This is a genomic window from Thioclava kandeliae (assembly GCF_040297545.1).
Classification (GTDB): Bacteria; Pseudomonadota; Alphaproteobacteria; order Rhodobacterales; family Rhodobacteraceae; genus Thioclava; species Thioclava kandeliae.
In genome coordinates, this window is sequence record NZ_JAYWLC010000007.1 from 75348 (window position 1) to 93539 (window position 18192).

Below are 18192 nucleotides of genomic sequence, written 5' to 3' on the forward strand. Positions count from 1 at the left end.
CCCCTTTTTTATAAGGGTTTGCGGGCTTGCATCCTTGCCCCGAAAGCGCGACATCAGGGGAAATTCCGGAGGATGCCATGGTAGAGTGGATACATTCAGACAGGCCCGTCGCTTATGAGGAGGCCTTGGCCTTCATGGAAGCCCGTGTGGCCGCGATTCATGCCGGCGAGGCCGAGGAAGCCATCTGGCTTCTCGAACATCCGCCCCTCTATACGGCGGGCACCTCGGCACAGCGCGAGGATCTGGTCGATCCCGACCGCTTCCCCGTCTATGAGGCCGGTCGGGGCGGGCAATATACCTATCACGGGCCGGGCCAGCGCATCGCCTATGTGATGCTCGATCTCAACCGCCGTGGCCGCGATGTGCGCGGCTTCGTGCAGAAGCTCGAGAACTGGGTCATCGCGGCGCTTGCCGATTTCAACGTGAAGGGCGAGATCCGCGACGGTCGTGTGGGGGTCTGGGTCGAGCGCCCCGACCGTCCACGCGGTATCGACGGATCACTGGCCGAGGACAAGATCGCGGCGATCGGGGTAAAGCTGCGCAAATGGGTCAGCTTCCACGGCATCTCGATCAATGTCGAACCGGATCTGGAGCATTTCACGGGAATCGTGCCCTGCGGGATCAAGGATCACGGGGTCACCAGCCTTGTCGATCTGGGCCTGCCGGTGGAACTTGGCGATATCGACGCCGCCCTTATGGCGCATTTCCCCGAGATCTTCGACCCTAGCGAAATTGATGCCCGCTAAGTGAATACCTATATCGGGACTGATTGTGTTATCATACCGACCATGTCCGGTGGCCCGCCTACCGGCCAGAGGACTGACCTAAGGACCCTTGCGATGAAGATCAGCCGTTATGCCACACTCGCCGCCATCGGTACAACTCTGGCCTGCGCCACCCCCGTTTTCGCGCAGGATGCTGCGAAGGGCGAGAGTGATTTCCGCACCTGCCGCTCCTGCCATGCGATCACCGCCCCCGACGGATCGGCGATCGTCAAAGGCGGAAAGGTCGGCCCCAACCTCTATGGCGTGATCGGGCGCAAGGTCGGCAGCCTCGCAGGGTTCCGCTACAAGGACGGGCTGAAATCTCTGGGTGATCAGGGTCTGGTCTGGACCAAGGCCGAGCTTGAAGCCTATATCACCGACCCGACCGGCTGGCTGCGCGAGAAAACCGGCGACAGCTCGGCGCGCTCGGGAATGACCTACAAAGCCAAAAGCGGTCAGGCCGATATCGCCGCCTATCTGGAATCGGTCGCGAAATAGGCGCGACCCGAACCCGCCTTCCGATGCCCGCCCCGTCCGGCGGGCATTTCCTTTCGAGCGGTTTGACTGTATTGCGGGCTCGATTCCGCCCTTCAGGAGACCCGACATGCCGCAAGAGACCGCCAGCCCACAGCCCGCGACCATCGGCTCGGCGCGGTTTTCCGACCACAAGACGCTCGGCATCCTGTATCTCCTGACGGCGCTGGTGGTCGGGCTGATCTCGGTGCTGTTCACGGTCTATATGCGGCTCGAGCTGATGGAACCGGGGGTGCAGTATCTGTGCTCGGAAGGCACACGGCTCTGGCCCGGCACGGCGCCCTGTTCGCCCAATACCGCCTTGTGGGAAATGCTGGCCGCCTCGCACGGGGTGCTGATGATGTTTTTCGTGGCGATCCCCGGACTTTTTGCGGGCTTCAGCTCCTATATCCTGCCACTTCATCTGCGCGCACCCGAGCTGGCCTTCCCGCGGATGAACCGCAGCGCCTACCAGCTCTATGTGCTGGCCTGCCTGATGGGCGTGGGCGCGCTCTTCTCGGCCCATACTGCTCCTATCGCCATTGCGGCCCTCTTCGTCATGGGACTTTCGACGATTCTGACCGCGATCAATATGGTCACGAGCGTGCTGAACATGCGCGGCGCGGGCATCACCTTGCACAACGCCTCGCCCTTCGCATGGTCGATCCTTGTGACGGGGGCAATGGTGCTCTGCGCGCTACCGGTGCTGGCGGGTGCGATCACCATGATGCTCGACCCAGCCTACCGCCGGATCATCCATAGTGACGACCCCGAACTTTACCGCCAGATCCTGTGGTTCTTCAGCCATCCGCAAATCTATATCATCATCCTGCCGGGCTTCGGGATCATCTCGCAGATCGTCACCACCTGCGCAGGGCGCCCCCTGTTTGCCCAGAAAGCGGTGATCTATGCGATGCTGGCGATCGGCCTTCTGGGCTTTGCCACATGGGCGCATTACATGTTCACCCGCGGGCTGATGGCGGGATCCGAAAGCGGCTTCACGCTGGCGGCCACGATCGTGGGGCTTCCCACGCTGGTGATCCTGTTCTCCTGGGTGATGACACTGGTGCAGGCGCGGCCCCTGTGGCGCACGCCGTTGCTATGGGCTCTCGGTTTCATCTTCCTCTTTGTCGTGGGCGGGCTGAGCGGGTTGCTGCTAAGCGGCGCGCCGCTCGATATCGACCATGCCAGCACCTATTTCGTGGTGGCACATTCGCATTATGTCATGAGCCTCGGTGCGATCTTCGCCCTCTTTGCGGGGATCTATTTCTGGATCGGCAAGATGACGGGGCGCGCCTATCCCGAATGGATGGGACAGCTGCATTTCTGGCTGATGTTCATTGGTACCAACCTGACCTTCTTCCCGCAGCAGATTCTCGGGCAGGAAGGCATGCCGCGCCGGATACTGGACTATCCGCAGCAATTCGCCCTGCTCAACCAGCTTTCCTCTCTGGGCACCTTCCTGTCCTTCGCGTCTTTCCTGCTGTTCATCGCAACGATCCTCTGGACCCTTCTGGCAGGCCGCAGGGAGGCGATGCCCGTCTGGGTTCACGCGCAGATGAGCCCCGAATGGACGCTGCCCTCACCGCCGCCTGCGGACTGTTTCGAGACGCGGATCTAGCCTCCATTCAGGCAGGGCCAATAGGCAGACAGCGGTATTGGCGCTCGACTGTCAGCGCCGCGGAGCGTGCCCATTCGTCGGATTTTCGGTTCACGCTGGCTTCGAGCGATCCACCGCTCGATACACCTGCCTTGAGCACCGAGATCAGCGTCTTGGCAAAGACCGGACCGTAGGAAGCGATCTCGTGTTCATAGGCCTGATGGGCCTTTTGTGCACGGGCACGTGTCTCCCGCTCGTCCGCTCCCTTGCTGCAGGCATAGGCAAGCTTGCCACCGCTCTGGCTCGAGAAGGACAGGATCTCGCGATCTGGCATGGCCGACTGCACCTGCCCCGTCGGATTGGTACAGGCTGCCACTGCGCCAAGCATCATAACCCCCACAATCGGCTTCCACTGTATCATGCCAGACATACGACCCCTTCCGCTGAGTTAACGGGGGAGGGGTGTGAAGATCATGGGCTTCAAATGCAAGTCACGGCTTCGCAAGGTGGCGGGGATCGGCCTGCCGCTCAGTGTCCGCCGAGCATATGCGGGAGCACGGAATGCGCGAGCTCTTCCAGTTCGCCAATCGTCAACTGGTCAAACATATCGCGCGACATGCCCCGCAGGTCGCGTTCTTTACGCAGGCCCTTGCGGGCCGCCAGAGCCACCTGCGCTGCGCGGGCATTTGAAACCGAAATCATATCCATCCTTCAACCCTTTCTTACACGTCACTAAAGAATGCCAATGAAGGGATTAAAGATGGGTTCCGACACAACCTGAAGATTAGGCAGATTTGTGCCGGATACGGCGTGATACGCATAAAAAATGGCGGCAAAAGCCGCCATCTCCATCCGCCCCATGCGCCTGTCAGGCCGAGAGCCGGTCCTTCACGCGCGGACCGACAGACGCGAAATCCATCTGGCCGGTATATTTGCCCTTCAGCACGCCCATGACACGGCCCATATCACGGATCGAGCTGGCCTCGATCTCGGCGATTGCCGCATCGATGGCCGCCTTGACCTCGTCATCATTGAGCTGGCGCGGCAGGAAGGTCTCGAGGATCTTGATCTCGGAAAGCTCTTGCTCCGCCAGCTCCAGCCGCCCGCCCTCTTCATAGGCCCGCGCGCTTTCATGGCGCTGCTTCACCATCTTGCCCAGAATCTGCATCACGTCGGCATCGGTGATCTCGTGTTCCTCACTGGTGCCGCGCATCGCGATCTCGCGATCCTTGATGGCCGCATTCACCAGACGGAGCGTCGACAGACGCGCCTGATCCTTGTCGCGCATCGCCTCTTTCAAGGCGGCGTTAATTTTTGCGCGCATGTCCACGGCAAAACCCCTCTTCATGTTCAAGAGGGCAGGATACTCCGATCGTCACAAAGGCACAATACAGCTAAGCTATTGTATTTAATGTATATCATGTTTTCTCTTTGAGGTCTTGACCATTGGGGCTTACGCTCGTAGGTTCCGGCAGATTTTGCCCCGGGGAGTCGCGCCATGTCTGCAAACCACCAGTCATCCGAAAAACCCACCGCGCTGATCGCGCTGGCGGACGGACAATTGTTCTACGGGAAAGGCTTCGGTGCCACCGGTGAAACCGTCGCGGAACTCGTGTTCAACACCGCCATGACGGGTTATCAGGAGATCATGACCGATCCGTCCTATGCAGGTCAGGTCGTTACCTTCACCTTCCCGCATATCGGCAATGTCGGTGTGAACGCGGAAGATGACGAGACCCAGGATCCGGTTGCCGCCGGCATGGTCGTCAAATGGGACCCGACGGAGCCGTCAAGCTGGCGTGCAACCTCGAACCTCGTCGACTGGCTCGAGAAGCGTAACCGGATCGGTGTGGGTGGCATCGATACCCGCCGCCTGACCCGCGCGATTCGCCAGCTGGGCGCCCCGAATGTGGCCATTGCCCATAATCCCGACGGTGTTTTCGACATCGAGGCGCTGGTCAAGAAGGCCCGTGACTGGTCCGGTCTGGTCGGCCTCGACCTCGCCAAGGACGTGACTTGTGCACAATCCTACCGCTGGAACGAAATGCGTTGGGCATGGCCGGATGGCTACGCGCCGCGCACCGAGGAAGGCAAGAAGGTCGTCGCTATCGATTTCGGTGCCAAGCGCAATATCCTGCGCTGCCTGGCCTCCGCCGGCGCCGATGTGACCGTGCTTCCCGCGACCGCGACCGCCGAGGAGATCCTCGCGCTCAACCCCGATGGGGTGTTCCTGTCGAACGGCCCGGGCGACCCTGCCGCGACCGGTGAATATGCCGTGCCGATGATCAAGGACATCCTTAAGACTGACCTACCGGTCTTCGGGATTTGCCTTGGACACCAGATGCTTGCGCTGGCTCTGGGTGCCAAGACCATCAAGATGAACCACGGCCATCACGGCGCGAACCACCCCGTGAAGGATCTCACCACCAACAAGGTGGAGATCACCTCGATGAACCACGGTTTCGCCGTGGACAGCCAGACGCTGCCTGAAGGTGTGACCGAAACCCATGTGTCGCTGTTTGATGGCTCGAACTGCGGGATCGCTATGGAAGGCCGGCCGGTCTTCTCCGTGCAATACCACCCCGAAGCCAGCCCGGGCCCGATGGACAGCTACTATCTGTTCGACCGTTTCATCGCCGCGATGAAATAATCCCCACAGAGTTATCCACAGCTTGGAGGGCGTTTTCCCGTGATGGAAAACGCCCTTTTCATTTGTAGTTAACGTTTGATTCAACTTTTAGGCGAAATCTTGTCCTCAGTTTTAGCCTGGGGGCGAACGCATGAAAACGACTCTCTACGGTCAGAAGGCCGTATCCTCGGACAATCTGTCCGACCTGACCGCGCGGCTGGCCAAGCCCAAGCGGCGCGTGCCACCGCCGAGGCGGGCACAGATCGGCCGCACGCCACTTGGCCAGATCCTTGTCGATATGGGCTATCTCAGCCCGGGGGATCTACTGAAAGCGGTATCGCTGCGCGGGCGCGAGGAGGCACGGCTCGGCGATATCCTGATCGCCCATGGCTGGATCACCGAGACCCAGCTGATGGACGCCTTGGCCCAGCAGTGGAACGCCAGCCCCTATGATCTGGCGCAGGATCCGCCCGATCCACGGCTGATCGACGCAATCGGGGCCGAGCTGTGCTGCACCAAGGTCATCGCGCCGGTCAAACGGGTGGGTGGCGCGACGCTCGTGGCCTCCGCCCATCCCGATCTCTTCGACGAGATCCGCAAGGAACTGCCCGAAGCCTATGGCCCCTACCGGATGGTGATCTCGACCGAGCGCGCCATCACCGACAGTCTTCTGGCGCGCAGACAGACCCATATGATCCGCCGCGCCGAATCGCGCGTCGCCTCGGAAATGAGCTGCCGCCTGCGCGACGAGCGCCGCGCCGCGGTTTTCCTCTTCGGCCTCCTGTTCAGCACGGCATTGGGGCTGATCGCGATGCCGCTGGTGGTGTTTTCCATCATCACCGCCTGGGCGATCCTTACCCTTCTCCTGACCACGGGGCTCAAACTCTGGGCCGGCATCACCCAGATCCGCCACAAGGACAGCCTGCCCACGACGGGAGCGGCAGCCCCCGACCGCTTACCGGTGATCTCCATCATGGTGCCGATGTTCCGCGAGCCCGATATCGCGCCGCGGCTGGTGGCACGGATGTCGCGCCTGCATTATCCGCGCGAGCTCCTTGATCTGGTGCTGGTCGTCGAGGAGGATGACCATATGACACGCGATGCGCTGGCCCGCGCCGATCTACCGCGCTGGATGCGCGTCCTTCCGGTGCCCGACGGGCCGATCAGGACCAAACCGCGTGCGCTGAACTATGCACTCAATTTCTGCCGCGGGAGCATCATCGGCGTCTATGATGCCGAGGACGCCCCCCATCCCGACCAGCTGCACACCATCGCGCGGCGCTTTGCCCATGCACCCGCCGATGTCGCCTGCCTGCAGGGCGTGCTCGATTATTACAATCCCTCGACGAACTGGCTCTCGCGCTGTTTCACTATCGAATATGCGACATGGTTCCGGATGATCCTGCCCGGTGTGGCAAAAGCCGGATTCGTGGTGCCGCTGGGCGGCACGACACTGTTTTTCCGCCGTAAGGTGCTGGAGGATCTGGGCTGCTGGGATGCGCATAACGTGACCGAGGATGCCGATCTGGGAGTCCGGCTGGCCCGCAAGGGCTATCGCACCGAACTGGTGTCAACGGTTACACAGGAAGAGGCCAATTGCCGGATGCTGCCATGGATCAAGCAGCGCTCACGCTGGCTCAAAGGCTATGCCATCACATGGGCCGTGCATATGCGCGACCCCAAGCGCCTGATGCGCGATCTCGGGCCCCGTCGGTTCTGGGCGTTTCAGGTGATGTTTCTGGGATCACTCTCGCAATATGTGCTGGCGCCGCTTCTGTGGAGTTTCTGGCTGATGGTCTTCGGGCTGCCGCATCCGATCGAGATGTTGCTGAGCCCGTTCCAGATCAAACTACTGGTGGCGGGGTTCATCACCGCCGAGCTGGTCAATATATGCCTCGCGGTCTGGGCGGTCCGCGGCGAAAGCCACCGGTTTCTGATCCCATGGGTGCCTACGATGCAGCTCTATTTTCCGCTCGGCGCGCTTGCGGCATGGAAGGCGATCTACGAACTCATCGAGAAGCCGTTCTACTGGGACAAGACGACCCACGGGATTTTCGATCTCCATATCACGCTTCCGGGCACCACCAACGAGCAGGCTCCGGCCATGCAGGCCAGCCCTCCGCGTCCGAAACGCGCGCCGTGGATCAACTGAGTGCGATCAGGAGGGTTGACCACCGTGAGCGCGGGCATCGCTCTGGAGCCGGGTGACGAAAGCCTCCGAGATATGGGCCCGCAATGCGGCCCCCGCCTCGTCCTCGTCGCCTGCCGCTATCGCATCGACGATTCGCTGATGCTCGGCCAGAGCGACCTCGCCACGGCCCTCCGCCGCCAGCGACGTGGTCGCCAGAAGCGCCATGGACCGGTGCACGAGATCGAGCTGCTGCACCAGATAGCGGTTATGCGAGGCCAGATGGATCTGCCGGTGGAACCGCTTGTTGGCACGGCTCAGCGCGATCGGATCGCCCAGCTTCTGATGATCTTCCTCGATCATCGACTGCATCACCCGCACTTCTTCGGGCGCGGCATGGCGGGCGGCCAGACGGGCGGCCAGTGCCTCCAGCTCGGCGCGCACGGTATAGAGCTCGGCCAGCTGGTTGTGATCGAGCGAGGCCACGATCAGCGAGCGCCCGTCGCGCGCCAGCATGGATTGCGTCTCGAGCCGTTGCAGCGCCTCGCGCACCGGCGTACGCGATACGCCCAGCCGCTCGGCGAGCTCCGATTCCACCAGCCGGTCGCCCGGCTTATAGGTTCCGGCGTCGATCGCTTCGAGGATCAGCGTGTAGGCGTCTTTTTGCATTATCTGGCTCGCATATCTGGTCGGGAGACCTTAGGAGCCAGCGCCCGCTGTGACAAGCACAAGAAGTGCGACATTTACACTCCGTCCCGAACCGCGCTAAGCATCGGCTATGAGCCACGCATCCCCCCTCCCCGCCGCCATCGACACCAGTGCCTTCGGCCATGTCACCGACTGGGTCTTCGATCTCGACAACACGCTTTACCCGCCCGAAGCTGCGCTCTTCGCGCAGATCGAGGTGAAGATGGCGGATTATGTGATGCGCACCCTGAAGGTCGATGCGGCCCGCGCCAATCATCTGCGCAGCCATTACTGGGCCCTTTACGGAACCACGCTGGCGGGGCTGATGCATGAACACGGTATCGATCCGGTGCCCTTCCTGCACGAGGTCCACGACATCTCTTTCGATGCGCTCCTACCCGATCCCGCGCTTGCCGCGGGCATCCGCGCGCTGCCCGGTCGCAAGATCATCTATACCAACGGCTCGGCACCCTATGCCGAACAGGTGCTGGCCGCACGCGGATTGAGTGGATTGTTCGACGGGATCTATGGTGTCGAACATGCTGATTTCCATCCCAAACCCCGCGCCGAGGCCTTCGAGATGGTCTTTGCCAAGGCCGGCATCACCCCCGCGAAAGGCGCGATGTTCGAGGATGATGCCCGCAATCTCGAGGTGCCGCATGGTCTGGGAATGCAGACGGTCCATGTCGCTCCCGAGGCGCTTGAGGCAGATCATATCGGCCATCACACAAATGACCTAAGCGGCTTCCTGACGGCGCTTGCAAAGGCCGGCGGATCTGGCCTTTGACGACCGCCGCGCTATAATTGCGCCAAGACCGCTTCACAGAAAGATCCTTGCCATGACCGCAGAACCGACCCAGACCGACATCCTGATTTCGGGTGGTGGCGTGGCGGGCCTGACCGCCGCCTGCGCGTTCGGTTCGGCGGGCTTGCATGTCATCTGCGTCGATCCTGCGCCGCCCGTGACCGATGGTGCGGCGGCAGGGGCCGATATGCGTTCAACCGCCTTCCTCCAGCCCGCCGTCGAGGTGCTCGAGGAGGCGGGGCTCTGGGCGCGGCTTGCCCCCCATGCCGCCGCATTGCAGATCATGCGCATTGTCGATGCCGGTGGCGACACCCCCGTGGCGCGGCTTACGCGTGATTTCGATGCCGCCGACATCTCGGATCAGCCCTTCGGCTGGAACCTGCCCAACTGGCTCTTGCGCCGCGAGATGGTCGCCCGTCTCGACGAGCTGCCCAATGTCGATTTCCGCGCGGGCGTGGCCACCACCGGCCTCGTGACCCGCCGCAACGAGGCGCGCGTCACCCTGTCGGATGGCACCCATGTTCAGGCGAAGCTGGTGATCGGCGCTGACGGGCGTGACAGCTTCATCCGGCAGGCGGCGGGCATTCCGGCCAAGATCCACCGCTATGGTCAGAAGGCACTGGCCTTTGCCGTAACCCATCCCATCCCGCATGAGAATGTCTCGACCGAAGTCCACCGCTCGGGCGGGCCGTTCACGCTGGTGCCGCTCCCCGACCGCGACGGGCAGCACTGCTCGGCAATCGTCTGGATGGAACGTGGTGCGGAGGCCGACCGCCTAGCCACGCTCGAGAAAGACGCGTTCGAGGCGGAGATGTTCGAGCGTTCGACCGGTATCCTCGGCCCGCTGACGCTGGTCACCCGCCGTGCGGTCTGGCCGATGCGGATGCAGCATGCCGAGCGGCTGGCTGGCGAGCGCGTGGCGCTGATTGCCGAAGCCGCCCATGTTATGCCGCCCATCGGTGCGCAGGGGCTGAATATGAGCCTCGCCGATATCCGCTGCCTGCTGGATCTGTGCCGCAAATACGAGGCCGATCTGGGCAGCACCGAGATGCTGACCGCCTATCACCGCGCCCGCTGGCCCGAAATCCGGGCGCGGATTGCGGGGATCGACCTGCTGAACCGCGCCTCCATGCTGGCCCCGCGCCCGCTGCGCGATCTGCGGGCGGGCGCGCTCGGCGCGATTTACGGGCTCAAACCCGTGCGCCGTCTGATGATGCGCGCGGGTCTGGGCCTGAAATGATCAGGCGGGTTCGCTGAGCGCGAGCCCCCCTTCCTCTTCGAGAAACGCCACGATCTCGGGCACGCCCTTACCCGCCTTCAGCTGCGCCATCACATAGGGCCGCGCGCCGCGGGCCTTTTGCGTGTCGCTTTCCAGAAGCACCGGATCGACACTCACATAGGGCGCGAGGTCGGTCTTGTTGACCACCAGCATATCCGAACGCGTCACCCCCGGCCCCCGCTTGCGCGGAATATCCTGCCCCGCCGCCGTGTCGATCACATAGATCGTCAGATCGGCCAGCTCGGGGCTGAAGGTCGCGGCCAGATTGTCCCCGCCCGATTCGATCAGCACCAGATCCAGATCGGGGAAGGCCTTGTTGAGATCGGCGATCGCGGCCAGATTGATCGAGGCATCCTCACGGATCGCCGTGTGCGGGCAGCCCCCCGTCTCGACGCCGCGGATACGCTCGGCGGGCAGAACCTGCGCCCGCATCAGCGCCTCGGCATCCTCGCGGGTATAGATGTCATTGGTCACCACCGCCATCGAGCAGCGCCCCGCCAGCGCGCGGCAGAGCTGTTCGGTCAGGGTCGTCTTGCCCACGCCCACTGGGCCGCCAATGCCGACGCGCAAAGGTCCGTTTGCCATGGTTCTCTCCTTTTTCAGGTCTTGAAGATGCGCACATCCAGCGTTTCGTGCAGCATCGATCCCAGATCGGCGCGGAACGCGGCTCCTGCCAGATCATCCAGACCGGCATGGGCCGCGCGGGCACTGATCCGTGAAATATCGTCATGCAGGGCCGCAAGCACCCGCTGCCCCTGCGCCTGCCCGAGCGGCACGAAGCGAACCGCGCAGGACACAAGATTCGAGGCGAAGCCATGCAGGAAAACCGCGATAATCTCCTCGCGCGGCAGATCCAATGCGCGCGCCGCCTGCGCCACCGCAACCGGCAGCGCGATCTCCTCCGGATCCTCCCCACCCATCATCTGCGCCTGCGCACGGGCAAAGGCCGTGCCCTGATCGAGCGTCTCGCGCAGGCGTTCGGCACTGGCCGCAAGCGCGCGCGCCGTGGCATCCAGATCGTCCGCGTCCTGCCCCGCCAGCCCGCGGGCCAGCAGGACGGCATCATTCCACCCCGCCCCATGTGAGAGGATATCGGAAAGCCACAGGCGCAGCCCCACCTCGTCACGGACCTCACCTGCAGAAATCGCCTGCTCGAGCCCGTGGCTATAGGCGAAGGCACCGGTCGGAAAGGCCGGAGACATCCACTGGACGAGCGACAGAAGAGCGGAGGCGGTCATACAGGCCTACCCGTGGCTGTGGTCGTGATGGTGGTGACCATGACTATGCCCGTGATCGTGGCCGTGATCGTGGTCATGGGAATGCCCATGGTCGTGGCTATGGCCATGCTCGTGCCCCATCGTCCGGCCCATACCATAGGCACCACTTTCGGGGGCAAAGGGAGCAACGGCCTGCACGACATCCGCCCCGAGTTGTTTCAGCATCGCCTCGAGCACATGATCCTGCCGGATCACCAGACGGTCTGCCTCGATCTGGCAGGGCGTGTGACGGTTACCGATATGCCATGCCAGCCGCGCGAGATCGCCGGTGACCACCAGCACCGGCTCCTCGGCGCAGGTCACCTCGATCCGGCGACCATCCGAGAGGACAAATGCCTCGCCACCGCGCAGATTGGTGACCTCGGGCAGATCGACCAGAAAGCCCTCGCCCGTCACCGTCACCAGTTTCTTGCGGCGCAGGAAGCGGCCCTCGTAATCGAGCGCCACCTGTCCATCGGCTTTGTCCCAGTGGCCTGCGGGCTCGATGGTGGAAGAGATGATTTTTTCGCTCATATTCGCCTCGTTATTAGATAGGTCTTTACCATTATCGGGAGATGCTCGCCTTAAGGATGAAACAGAGAGAGCCATCATGCCCGACCCCCGCGCCCCGATGTCGCCTGCAGACGAGCTTGCACAGATCCGGATCCAGATCCAGCGGCTGCGCCAGCGCGAGGCCGAGCTGCGCGAGGCATGGCTGGCGCAGGCCGATATGCCGCGCATCGGCCAATGGCACAAGGTCGAGCTGTTTACCTGCCGCGAGCGGATCTTCGATCCGCGGCTTCTGCCCGACGAGATCCGCAAGAACCCGTCCTATACCCGCGAGAAGATTACCCGCTCGATCCGCCTGCGCCGCAAATCCAAGGTGGATGCGCTCAGCCATCTGCCCGAACTCGCCAAGATAGAACCGCCCGCACCCCAGAAGATCCTGTTCCGGCGTCATAACGCCAGTTGAGTGCCGCGGGCGGATCATCTCAATACAGGAAGTAGCGCTGTGCCAGCGGCAGCTCGGAGGCCGGTTCGCAGGTCAGCAACTCGCCATCCGCCCGCACCTCGTAGGTTTCAGGATGCACCTCGATCTTGGGACGTGCGGCATTGTGGATCATATCCGCCTTGCCGATCCCACGCGTGCCTTTTACCGCCAGAACCTGCTTCTGCAGCCCCAGCTTGGCCGCCACACCATTGGCCTCGGCCGCCTGAGAGACAAACGTCACAGCCGACGCCCCGAGCGCGCCGCCATAGGAGCCGAACATGTTGCGGGTGTAGAAGGGCTGCGCGGGGATAGACCCGTTCGGATCGCCCATCTGCGCCGAAACGATCATCCCGCCCATCAGCACCATCTCGGGTTTCGCCCCGAAGAAGGCGGGGTTCCACAGCACAAGATCGGCGCGTTTGCCGACCTCGACCGAGCCGATATGTTGCGAGATCCCGTGGCAGATCGCAGGGTTGATCGTGTATTTCGCAATGAAGCGTTTGACGCGGGCATTGTCGTTATCGCCGGTTTCCTCGGCCAGACGGCCGCGCTGTTTCTTCATCTTGTCGGCGGTCTGCCAGCAACGGATGATCACCTCGCCCACGCGGCCCATCGCCTGACTGTCGGAGGAGATGATCGACATCGCGCCCATGTCATGCAGGATATCCTCGGCGGCGATGGTCTCCTTGCGGATGCGGCTCTCGGCAAAGGCCACATCCTCGGGCACCTTGTTATCGAGGTGGTGGCAGACCATCAGCATATCCAGATGCTCTTCCACCGTATTGCCGGTATAGGGCCGCGTCGGGTTGGTGGAGGACGGGATCACGTTCTCCTCGCCCACCACGCGCAAAATATCGGGCGCGTGGCCACCACCCGCGCCCTCGGTATGGAACGCGTGGATCGTGCGGCCATTGATCGCGGCCAAGGTGTTCTCGACAAAGCCGCTCTCGTTGAGCGTATCGGTATGGATCATCACCTGCACATCCATATCCTCGGCCACCGAAAGGCAGCAATCGATGGCGGCGGGGGTGGTGCCCCAATCCTCGTGCAGTTTCATGGCGCAGGCGCCGGCATTGACCATCTCGACGAGCGCCTCGGGGCGCGAGGCATTGCCCTTACCCGAGAGCGCGAGATTCATCGGGAAGGCGTCAAAGGACTGCAGCATCCGCGAGATATGCCACGGACCGGGCGTACAGGTGGTAGCCAGCGTGCCATGCGCGGGGCCGGTGCCGCCGCCCAGCATCGTGGTGATGCCCGAGGCCAGCGCATCTTCGATCTGCTGGGGACAGATGAAATGGATATGCGCATCCATGCCGCCTGCGGTCAGGATACGCCCCTCGCCCGCGATCACCTCGGTGCCCGGACCGATGATGATATCCACGCCCGGCTGGGTGTCGGGGTTCCCGGCCTTGCCAATCGCATGGATACGGCCATCGCGCAGCGCGACATCGGCCTTGTAGATGCCGGAATGGTCAACGATCAGCGCATTGGTGATCACGGTATCGACCGCTCCGCCTGCGCGGGTGATCTGGCTCTGGCCCATACCGTCGCGGATCACCTTGCCGCCGCCGAATTTGACCTCCTCGCCATAGGTGGTCAGGTCGCGTTCGACCTCGATGATCAGATCGGTATCGGCAAGGCGCACGCGGTCGCCGGTGGTCGGGCCGAACATATCGGCATAGGTCGCGCGGGAAATCTTGGCGGGCATCTCGGGCCTCCCCTCACATAGCGTTGTAAAGGCGGCGCAGGTCCTCGCTGCGACGCTTGGTCAGTTCTGTCTTGCACATGGCCACGGCCATCGGCTGCATCGAGCCACCGTCATATTCCAGCCCCTCGGCCATGCAGGCGGCATCGCGATAAGCGATCCATGCCCGCTGCGCCTCCAGAAGCGCCTCGGCCTGTGCCGCGCCGCGCGATTTCGCGCGGGTGCGGGTCTCGGCATAGGCGGCGTTCAGATCCGCATCGGCGGCCTCGTAGTCCTGCCCTGCACAGGCCGTCATGTCGGCCTGCGTTTGGGGCGCCTGGCAATCGAGCGCCCAGACAGGGCCCGCTCCGGCCCCCATGAGGCAAAGGCCGAGAACGGCTGCGGTGACGCGTTTCATCTTTTCTTCCCCGGTATGGCCGGGCCACGCTTGGCCAGACGTTTCACATTGGCCCGTGTGCGCCGCGCCACAGGGCGCAAGGCGGCATGGACGACGGTCTCGGGCGGCTTGCCAGATGCCGCGGCCTGCGTGGCCTTGGTCAGGCTTTCCACGGCAGCCTTCTGTTTCTCGGCCACCATGCGGGTCATCTCGGAGGGCGCCATCGACCAGAAACCGGCCATTCCGGCCACGCGCATGGCGATCACCATCTGCGCCTCGCCCATCATGCGGGCATATTCAAACCACAAACGATAGGCAGTAACTGGCGACATGGCATCCTCCTTGGGGGTTACAGTTTGCCCATGACCTTCTGGTTGAAGCCCCAGACCTCGCGCGCACCGCGATAGGGCACCAGCGTGACCTCGCGCGACTGGCCCGGCTCGAAGCGCACGGCGGTGCCCGCCGCGATATCCAGCCGGTAGCCGCGCGCTGCCTCGCGGTCGAATTGCAGACCCGGATTGGTCTCGGCAAAATGGTAATGGCTACCGACCTGGATCGGACGGTCGCCGGTATTGGCCACCAGGAGGGTGACAGGGGTCAGCCCCTCATTCAGCGTGATCTCGCCAGCGGCGGGAAGGATTTCACCGGGGATCATGTGCTTACCCCGCGAAAGCCAGCGCGAGACCGGCCGCAGCCGTCGCCACTCCCAGACCGCGCAGCGCGAAGCGGTGGATCACACGGCCAAAGACCATCCCCGCCACATGCAGACCGGCAGTGGCGAGCGTAAAGCCCGCGAAATAGGCCGCCATCCCATGCGCCGGACCTTCCGCTCCATGTGCCCAGCCATGCGCCATGCCAAAGAGCGCCACCATCGGCACCAGTGCCGCCACCGGCAGACGTGCCGAGAGCGCCACGATTGCGCCCAGAACGATGATCGAGGCAAGGATCAGCGGCTCGACCGAGAAGAACGGCACGCCATGCGCGCCCATGGTGGCACCGACCAGCATGGAGCCCACAAAGCCCGCAGGCACAGCCCAGAGCGCACGGCCACCCAGTTGCACGGCCATCAGACCAATGGCCACCATCGCCAGAATATGGTCAGCCCCGCTCAGCGGGTGCGCGATACCTGCCATAACGGTGCCGGCCTCATGGCCCGGATGCGCCATGGCAACGCTCGGCAGAAGGGCGGCGGCGGCGATGGTTTTCTTGAGATGTTTCATGGGAGTTCCTCGGTATCAGCGAATAGGGTGGTGGACGGTCACGAGTTTCGTGCCATCGGGGAATGTTGCCTCGACCTGAATGGAATGGATCATCTCGGGGATGCCCTCCATACATTGTTCACGGGTGATCACCTCGGCGCCGGTTTCCATCAGCTCGGCCACCGACTGGCCCGCGCGCGCGCCCTCGACCACGAAATCCGAAATGATCGCGATCGCCTCGGGATGGTTGAGTTTCACACCACGCTCCAGCCGCCCGCGCGCCACCATGGCGGCAAGGCTGACCATCAGCTTTTCCTTTTCCCTCGGGGTCAGGTTCATCTTATCCCTCTTCCTAAATCTGCCAGACGCGCGGTGCGGGCACATTGCCCCGCAAGACCGCCATCACCCGCAGCAATTGTTTGCGTAGCGGCCAGCCATCTCTGGCGATACACCGCATGATCACCTTGCCATCAAAACCGGAGGCTGCCGCCTCGACGCCCTCCTCGTCAAGCACATCCCGCACACGACCAACCGCATCCTCGGCGCCCTGACAGCACATCACCATCGTGGCAAAAGCACGGGCATCGCCCAGTAACGCGCCACGGTGCCCGAGCTCGGCGGTGCCCATCACAAAGGGCTCGATCATCACAGGCCTTCCCGCACGGCGGATCTCGCGCCGGTCGCGCAGGCCCAACGTGCCGACGGTCTCGCCCATCGCATGGCGCCCCAGCACCACGGACTCCAGCATCAGGCAGCCCGCATCAGGCGCCAGATCGATCACCGTGTGCCGGTCGATATGGGAGCGGTCGAACAGGATCGTCTCCTGCGGCACCCAGTCAAGCCAGCTGCCCGCCCCCACCCTGTGCGTTACCCGCACGGTGGCCGCACCGTCATCGGCACGGTAAGCGCGCTCGGCCGCCTGGGTGGTGGCCACCACGCGGCCTCCTTCGATATCAAGCGCATAGGACAAGGTATCGCCCGAGGTCAGACCACCCGAGGTATTGAGAAACACCACCTCCGGCACCGCGCCCACACGCGGCAGCTGCGCCTTGGCCGAGCCGCGCTGGCGCAGCCCTTTCAGCCGACCGGCCTCAAAGCGCACGGCGGCATCGCCATGGCTGCGCTGCATCTGCGGGGAACTCTTGTGATCAAACATCATGCGTCCTTTTCCCGCCTCTTCTCGGTATTTATGCCCGAGGTCCATGCTGCCCCCAAGCCAAGAGCCTGATTTTCCCTATCATTGAGGCGGAATGTTCATAAAGTAACCAAACGGCGTATTTTTGAGCACTACCCGAGCGGTCCGAGACGGCGCTCCTCGGAGAGCATCACATTCGCTTCGACATGACCAACCGCCGGAAGCGTCATGATCCGCCGCCGGAGCACCCGCTCGAAATCGGGAATGTCACGGGCGGTCACCTGCAACCGGTAATCGAACTGGCCCAGAACGTGCTGGATCACCTGCACCTCCGGAATCGCCCCTGCCGCGCGCTCGAAATCCTCGAGGCTAACGCGGCCTCGCGTGGCGAGCTTGATCCCCAGAAACACCGTCACGCCAAAGCCCACCGCCGCACGGTCGATCACCGCCCGCGTGCCCGCCAGCACGCCGGCATCCTGCAACCGCTTCACCCGCCGCCATGCGGAGGGCTGCGACATCCCGAGCCGCCGCCCCAAAGCACCTGCATTCAACGTTCCATCCTCGGCCAGCGCGCGCAGGATCTGACGATCGATATCGTCGAGCGCGATCATAGCGGCAACTCCGTGCTATCCTTCACCTTGGAAATCAGCATCAGCGCGTCGGTCTCCTGGATATGCGGCAGGGACAGGATCTGGCTACGGTAGATCTGCTGGTAATGCGCCATGTCACGGGCAATCACATTGAGCCGCACATCGGTCTGGCCAAGAAAGGTCTGGATCTCGATCACCTCCGGCACCTTACGGGCGGCCTCCAGAAACTGGTCGAAAGCCCGCGGATTTGTCTTGTCGAGCGTGAAGCGCAAGGACACTTCGACCTCCCACCCCAAGGCCCGCCAGTTGATGATCGCCTGCCGCCCCTGCAAGACCCCCTCGGCCTGCATCTTCTCGATCCGGCGCCAACAGGTGGCCGTGGTCAGCCCCGCCCGCTCGGCCAGATCGGCATTGCTCTGCGCCGGATCGGCCATCAGATGGCGCAAGATCCGCCGATCCACATCATCAAGTTGCATGAATATTTCATCCAGATCGAAAATTACGAATTACAATTTCGATATTACGCATATTTTAT

24 protein-coding genes are annotated in these 18192 nt (G+C 63.0%); 8 read left to right on the forward strand and 16 right to left on the reverse strand.

All coding sequences use genetic code 11. The annotated features are described in order from the left end of the window. Positions 1-77: 77 nt before the first annotated feature. The 3 genes from lipB (at position 78) to VSX56_RS10530 (ending at position 2898) form a co-directional block, all read left to right on the forward strand. On the forward strand, positions 78-746 hold the full coding sequence (gene lipB, locus VSX56_RS10520) for a lipoyl(octanoyl) transferase LipB (protein WP_350936940.1): 669 nt from the start codon (positions 78-80) through the stop codon (positions 744-746). Positions 747-839: 93 nt separating this feature from the next. Next, complete coding sequence (locus VSX56_RS10525) at positions 840-1262, forward strand: c-type cytochrome (protein ID WP_339113124.1); 423 nt, start codon at positions 840-842, stop codon at positions 1260-1262. A 106-nt stretch (positions 1263-1368) separates the two neighbouring features. Continuing rightward, the gene (locus tag VSX56_RS10530) at positions 1369-2898 is read left to right on the forward strand and encodes a cbb3-type cytochrome c oxidase subunit I (RefSeq protein WP_350936944.1); all 1530 of its coding nucleotides are present in this window, start codon (positions 1369-1371) and stop codon (positions 2896-2898) included. A 7-nt stretch (positions 2899-2905) separates the two neighbouring features. Here the strand turns inward: VSX56_RS10530 and VSX56_RS10535 are convergent, their stop codons facing one another. From VSX56_RS10535 to VSX56_RS10545, 3 genes are all read right to left on the reverse strand, one after another. Continuing rightward, complete coding sequence (locus VSX56_RS10535) at positions 2906-3307, reverse strand: hypothetical protein (protein ID WP_339113126.1); 402 nt, start codon at positions 3305-3307, stop codon at positions 2906-2908. Positions 3308-3405: 98 nt separating this feature from the next. After that, a complete protein-coding gene (locus VSX56_RS10540) occupies positions 3406-3579 on the reverse strand; it encodes a DUF3008 family protein (RefSeq protein WP_350936946.1) in 174 nt (57 codons plus the stop codon). 166 nt (positions 3580-3745) lie between these two features. After that, positions 3746-4207: a GatB/YqeY domain-containing protein gene (locus VSX56_RS10545; protein ID WP_339113128.1), complete on the reverse strand. Its 462-nt coding sequence runs from the start codon at positions 4205-4207 to the stop codon at positions 3746-3748. 168 nt (positions 4208-4375) lie between these two features. Here VSX56_RS10545 and carA point away from each other — a divergent pair, with 168 nt between their 5' ends. Beyond that, positions 4376-5527 (forward strand): glutamine-hydrolyzing carbamoyl-phosphate synthase small subunit, encoded by a 1152-nt coding sequence (carA, locus tag VSX56_RS10550; protein ID WP_350936949.1) that lies wholly within the window; start codon positions 4376-4378, stop codon positions 5525-5527. A gap of 130 nt (positions 5528-5657) precedes the next feature. After that, on the forward strand, positions 5658-7658 hold the full coding sequence (locus tag VSX56_RS10555) for a glycosyltransferase (RefSeq protein WP_350936951.1): 2001 nt from the start codon (positions 5658-5660) through the stop codon (positions 7656-7658). Positions 7659-7664: 6 nt separating this feature from the next. Here VSX56_RS10555 and VSX56_RS10560 read toward each other — a convergent pair whose 3' ends face one another. After that, positions 7665-8303 carry a GntR family transcriptional regulator gene (locus tag VSX56_RS10560; protein WP_339113131.1) on the reverse strand — a complete coding sequence of 213 codons (639 nt, stop codon included), beginning with the start codon at positions 8301-8303 and terminating at the stop codon, positions 7665-7667. A 109-nt stretch (positions 8304-8412) separates the two neighbouring features. Here VSX56_RS10560 and VSX56_RS10565 point away from each other — a divergent pair, with 109 nt between their 5' ends. Both VSX56_RS10565 and VSX56_RS10570 read left to right on the forward strand, forming a co-directional pair. After that, positions 8413-9108 carry a pyrimidine 5'-nucleotidase gene (locus tag VSX56_RS10565; protein WP_339113132.1) on the forward strand — a complete coding sequence of 232 codons (696 nt, stop codon included), beginning with the start codon at positions 8413-8415 and terminating at the stop codon, positions 9106-9108. A gap of 52 nt (positions 9109-9160) precedes the next feature. Then, complete coding sequence (locus VSX56_RS10570; protein ID WP_350936954.1) at positions 9161-10366, forward strand: UbiH/UbiF family hydroxylase; 1206 nt, start codon at positions 9161-9163, stop codon at positions 10364-10366. On the opposite strand, the gene ureG is transcribed toward VSX56_RS10570, so the two are convergent. The 3 genes from ureG to VSX56_RS10585 are packed head-to-tail and all read right to left on the reverse strand — an operon-like array spanning position 10367 to position 12195. After that, positions 10367-10990, reverse strand: a complete 624-nt coding sequence (gene ureG / locus VSX56_RS10575; protein ID WP_339113134.1) for an urease accessory protein UreG — start codon at positions 10988-10990, stop codon at positions 10367-10369. It lies immediately after the preceding gene. A 14-nt stretch (positions 10991-11004) separates the two neighbouring features. After that, positions 11005-11643, reverse strand: coding sequence for an urease accessory protein UreF (locus VSX56_RS10580; RefSeq protein ID WP_350936956.1), 639 nt, complete (start codon positions 11641-11643; stop codon positions 11005-11007). 6 nt (positions 11644-11649) lie between these two features. Next, entirely contained in the window at positions 11650-12195 is a 546-nt protein-coding gene (locus VSX56_RS10585) for an urease accessory protein UreE (RefSeq protein WP_350936958.1), read from the reverse strand. A gap of 76 nt (positions 12196-12271) precedes the next feature. On the opposite strand from VSX56_RS10585, the gene VSX56_RS10590 reads away from it, so the two are divergent. After that, complete coding sequence (locus VSX56_RS10590) at positions 12272-12634, forward strand: hypothetical protein (protein WP_350936961.1); 363 nt, start codon at positions 12272-12274, stop codon at positions 12632-12634. Between the two features lie 19 nt (positions 12635-12653). On the opposite strand, the gene ureC is transcribed toward VSX56_RS10590, so the two are convergent. The 9 genes from ureC to VSX56_RS10635 all read right to left on the reverse strand — a co-directional run bounded on the left by ureC (position 12654) and on the right by VSX56_RS10635 (position 18133). Then, on the reverse strand, positions 12654-14360 hold the full coding sequence (ureC, locus tag VSX56_RS10595; protein ID WP_350936963.1) for an urease subunit alpha: 1707 nt from the start codon (positions 14358-14360) through the stop codon (positions 12654-12656). A 13-nt stretch (positions 14361-14373) separates the two neighbouring features. After that, on the reverse strand, positions 14374-14754 hold the full coding sequence (locus VSX56_RS10600; protein ID WP_350936965.1) for a lysozyme inhibitor LprI family protein: 381 nt from the start codon (positions 14752-14754) through the stop codon (positions 14374-14376). Continuing rightward, the gene (locus VSX56_RS10605) at positions 14751-15065 is read right to left on the reverse strand and encodes an antibiotic ABC transporter (protein ID WP_350936967.1); all 315 of its coding nucleotides are present in this window, start codon (positions 15063-15065) and stop codon (positions 14751-14753) included. Before VSX56_RS10605 ends, VSX56_RS10600 begins: the two co-directional genes overlap by 4 nt. Before the next feature lie 17 nt (positions 15066-15082). Next, a complete protein-coding gene (locus tag VSX56_RS10610) occupies positions 15083-15388 on the reverse strand; it encodes an urease subunit beta (RefSeq protein ID WP_350936969.1) in 306 nt (101 codons plus the stop codon). A gap of 4 nt (positions 15389-15392) precedes the next feature. Next, on the reverse strand, positions 15393-15953 hold the full coding sequence (locus VSX56_RS10615) for a HupE/UreJ family protein (protein WP_339113142.1): 561 nt from the start codon (positions 15951-15953) through the stop codon (positions 15393-15395). 15 nt (positions 15954-15968) lie between these two features. After that, positions 15969-16271 carry an urease subunit gamma gene (locus VSX56_RS10620; RefSeq protein ID WP_350936971.1) on the reverse strand — a complete coding sequence of 101 codons (303 nt, stop codon included), beginning with the start codon at positions 16269-16271 and terminating at the stop codon, positions 15969-15971. A 13-nt stretch (positions 16272-16284) separates the two neighbouring features. Next, positions 16285-17088 carry an urease accessory protein UreD gene (locus tag VSX56_RS10625; RefSeq protein ID WP_434096025.1) on the reverse strand — a complete coding sequence of 268 codons (804 nt, stop codon included), beginning with the start codon at positions 17086-17088 and terminating at the stop codon, positions 16285-16287. A 131-nt stretch (positions 17089-17219) separates the two neighbouring features. After that, complete coding sequence (locus tag VSX56_RS10630) at positions 17220-17678, reverse strand: Lrp/AsnC family transcriptional regulator (RefSeq protein WP_350936973.1); 459 nt, start codon at positions 17676-17678, stop codon at positions 17220-17222. Further along, positions 17675-18133, reverse strand: coding sequence for an Lrp/AsnC family transcriptional regulator (locus tag VSX56_RS10635; RefSeq protein ID WP_339113144.1), 459 nt, complete (start codon positions 18131-18133; stop codon positions 17675-17677). The genes VSX56_RS10630 and VSX56_RS10635 overlap by 4 nt, the downstream gene beginning before the upstream one ends. Between the last annotated feature and the right edge of the window lie 59 nt (positions 18134-18192).

Excerpts from the sequence above, each read along its gene's own strand:
- VSX56_RS10570 (WP_350936954.1), top strand. The coding sequence starts at position 9,161 with ATGACCGCAGAACCGACCCAGACCGACATCCTGATTTCGGGTGGTGGC.
- VSX56_RS10555 (WP_350936951.1), top strand. The coding sequence starts at position 5,658 with ATGAAAACGACTCTCTACGGTCAGAAGGCCGTATCCTCGGACAATCTG.
- VSX56_RS10590 (WP_350936961.1), top strand. The coding sequence starts at position 12,272 with ATGCCCGACCCCCGCGCCCCGATGTCGCCTGCAGACGAGCTTGCACAG.
- VSX56_RS10605 (WP_350936967.1), bottom strand. The coding sequence starts at position 15,065 with ATGTCGCCAGTTACTGCCTATCGTTTGTGGTTTGAATATGCCCGCATG.
- VSX56_RS10585 (WP_350936958.1), bottom strand. The coding sequence starts at position 12,195 with ATGAGCGAAAAAATCATCTCTTCCACCATCGAGCCCGCAGGCCACTGG.
- VSX56_RS10580 (WP_350936956.1), bottom strand. The coding sequence starts at position 11,643 with ATGACCGCCTCCGCTCTTCTGTCGCTCGTCCAGTGGATGTCTCCGGCC.
- VSX56_RS10625 (WP_434096025.1), bottom strand. The coding sequence starts at position 17,088 with ATGTTTGATCACAAGAGTTCCCCGCAGATGCAGCGCAGCCATGGCGAT.
- VSX56_RS10630 (WP_350936973.1), bottom strand. The coding sequence starts at position 17,678 with ATGATCGCGCTCGACGATATCGATCGTCAGATCCTGCGCGCGCTGGCC.
- VSX56_RS10635 (WP_339113144.1), bottom strand. The coding sequence starts at position 18,133 with ATGCAACTTGATGATGTGGATCGGCGGATCTTGCGCCATCTGATGGCC.
- VSX56_RS10610 (WP_350936969.1), bottom strand. The coding sequence starts at position 15,388 with ATGATCCCCGGTGAAATCCTTCCCGCCGCTGGCGAGATCACGCTGAAT.
- VSX56_RS10540 (WP_350936946.1), bottom strand. The coding sequence starts at position 3,579 with ATGATTTCGGTTTCAAATGCCCGCGCAGCGCAGGTGGCTCTGGCGGCC.
- VSX56_RS10535 (WP_339113126.1), bottom strand. The coding sequence starts at position 3,307 with ATGTCTGGCATGATACAGTGGAAGCCGATTGTGGGGGTTATGATGCTT.
- VSX56_RS10600 (WP_350936965.1), bottom strand. The coding sequence starts at position 14,754 with ATGAAACGCGTCACCGCAGCCGTTCTCGGCCTTTGCCTCATGGGGGCC.
- ureG (WP_339113134.1), bottom strand. The coding sequence starts at position 10,990 with ATGGCAAACGGACCTTTGCGCGTCGGCATTGGCGGCCCAGTGGGCGTG.
- ureC (WP_350936963.1), bottom strand. The coding sequence starts at position 14,360 with ATGCCCGCCAAGATTTCCCGCGCGACCTATGCCGATATGTTCGGCCCG.
- VSX56_RS10560 (WP_339113131.1), bottom strand. The coding sequence starts at position 8,303 with ATGCAAAAAGACGCCTACACGCTGATCCTCGAAGCGATCGACGCCGGA.
- lipB (WP_350936940.1), top strand. The coding sequence starts at position 78 with ATGGTAGAGTGGATACATTCAGACAGGCCCGTCGCTTATGAGGAGGCC.
- VSX56_RS10530 (WP_350936944.1), top strand. The coding sequence starts at position 1,369 with ATGCCGCAAGAGACCGCCAGCCCACAGCCCGCGACCATCGGCTCGGCG.
- VSX56_RS10565 (WP_339113132.1), top strand. The coding sequence starts at position 8,413 with ATGAGCCACGCATCCCCCCTCCCCGCCGCCATCGACACCAGTGCCTTC.
- VSX56_RS10525 (WP_339113124.1), top strand. The coding sequence starts at position 840 with ATGAAGATCAGCCGTTATGCCACACTCGCCGCCATCGGTACAACTCTG.
- VSX56_RS10615 (WP_339113142.1), bottom strand. The coding sequence starts at position 15,953 with ATGAAACATCTCAAGAAAACCATCGCCGCCGCCGCCCTTCTGCCGAGC.
- VSX56_RS10620 (WP_350936971.1), bottom strand. The coding sequence starts at position 16,271 with ATGAACCTGACCCCGAGGGAAAAGGAAAAGCTGATGGTCAGCCTTGCC.
- carA (WP_350936949.1), top strand. The coding sequence starts at position 4,376 with ATGTCTGCAAACCACCAGTCATCCGAAAAACCCACCGCGCTGATCGCG.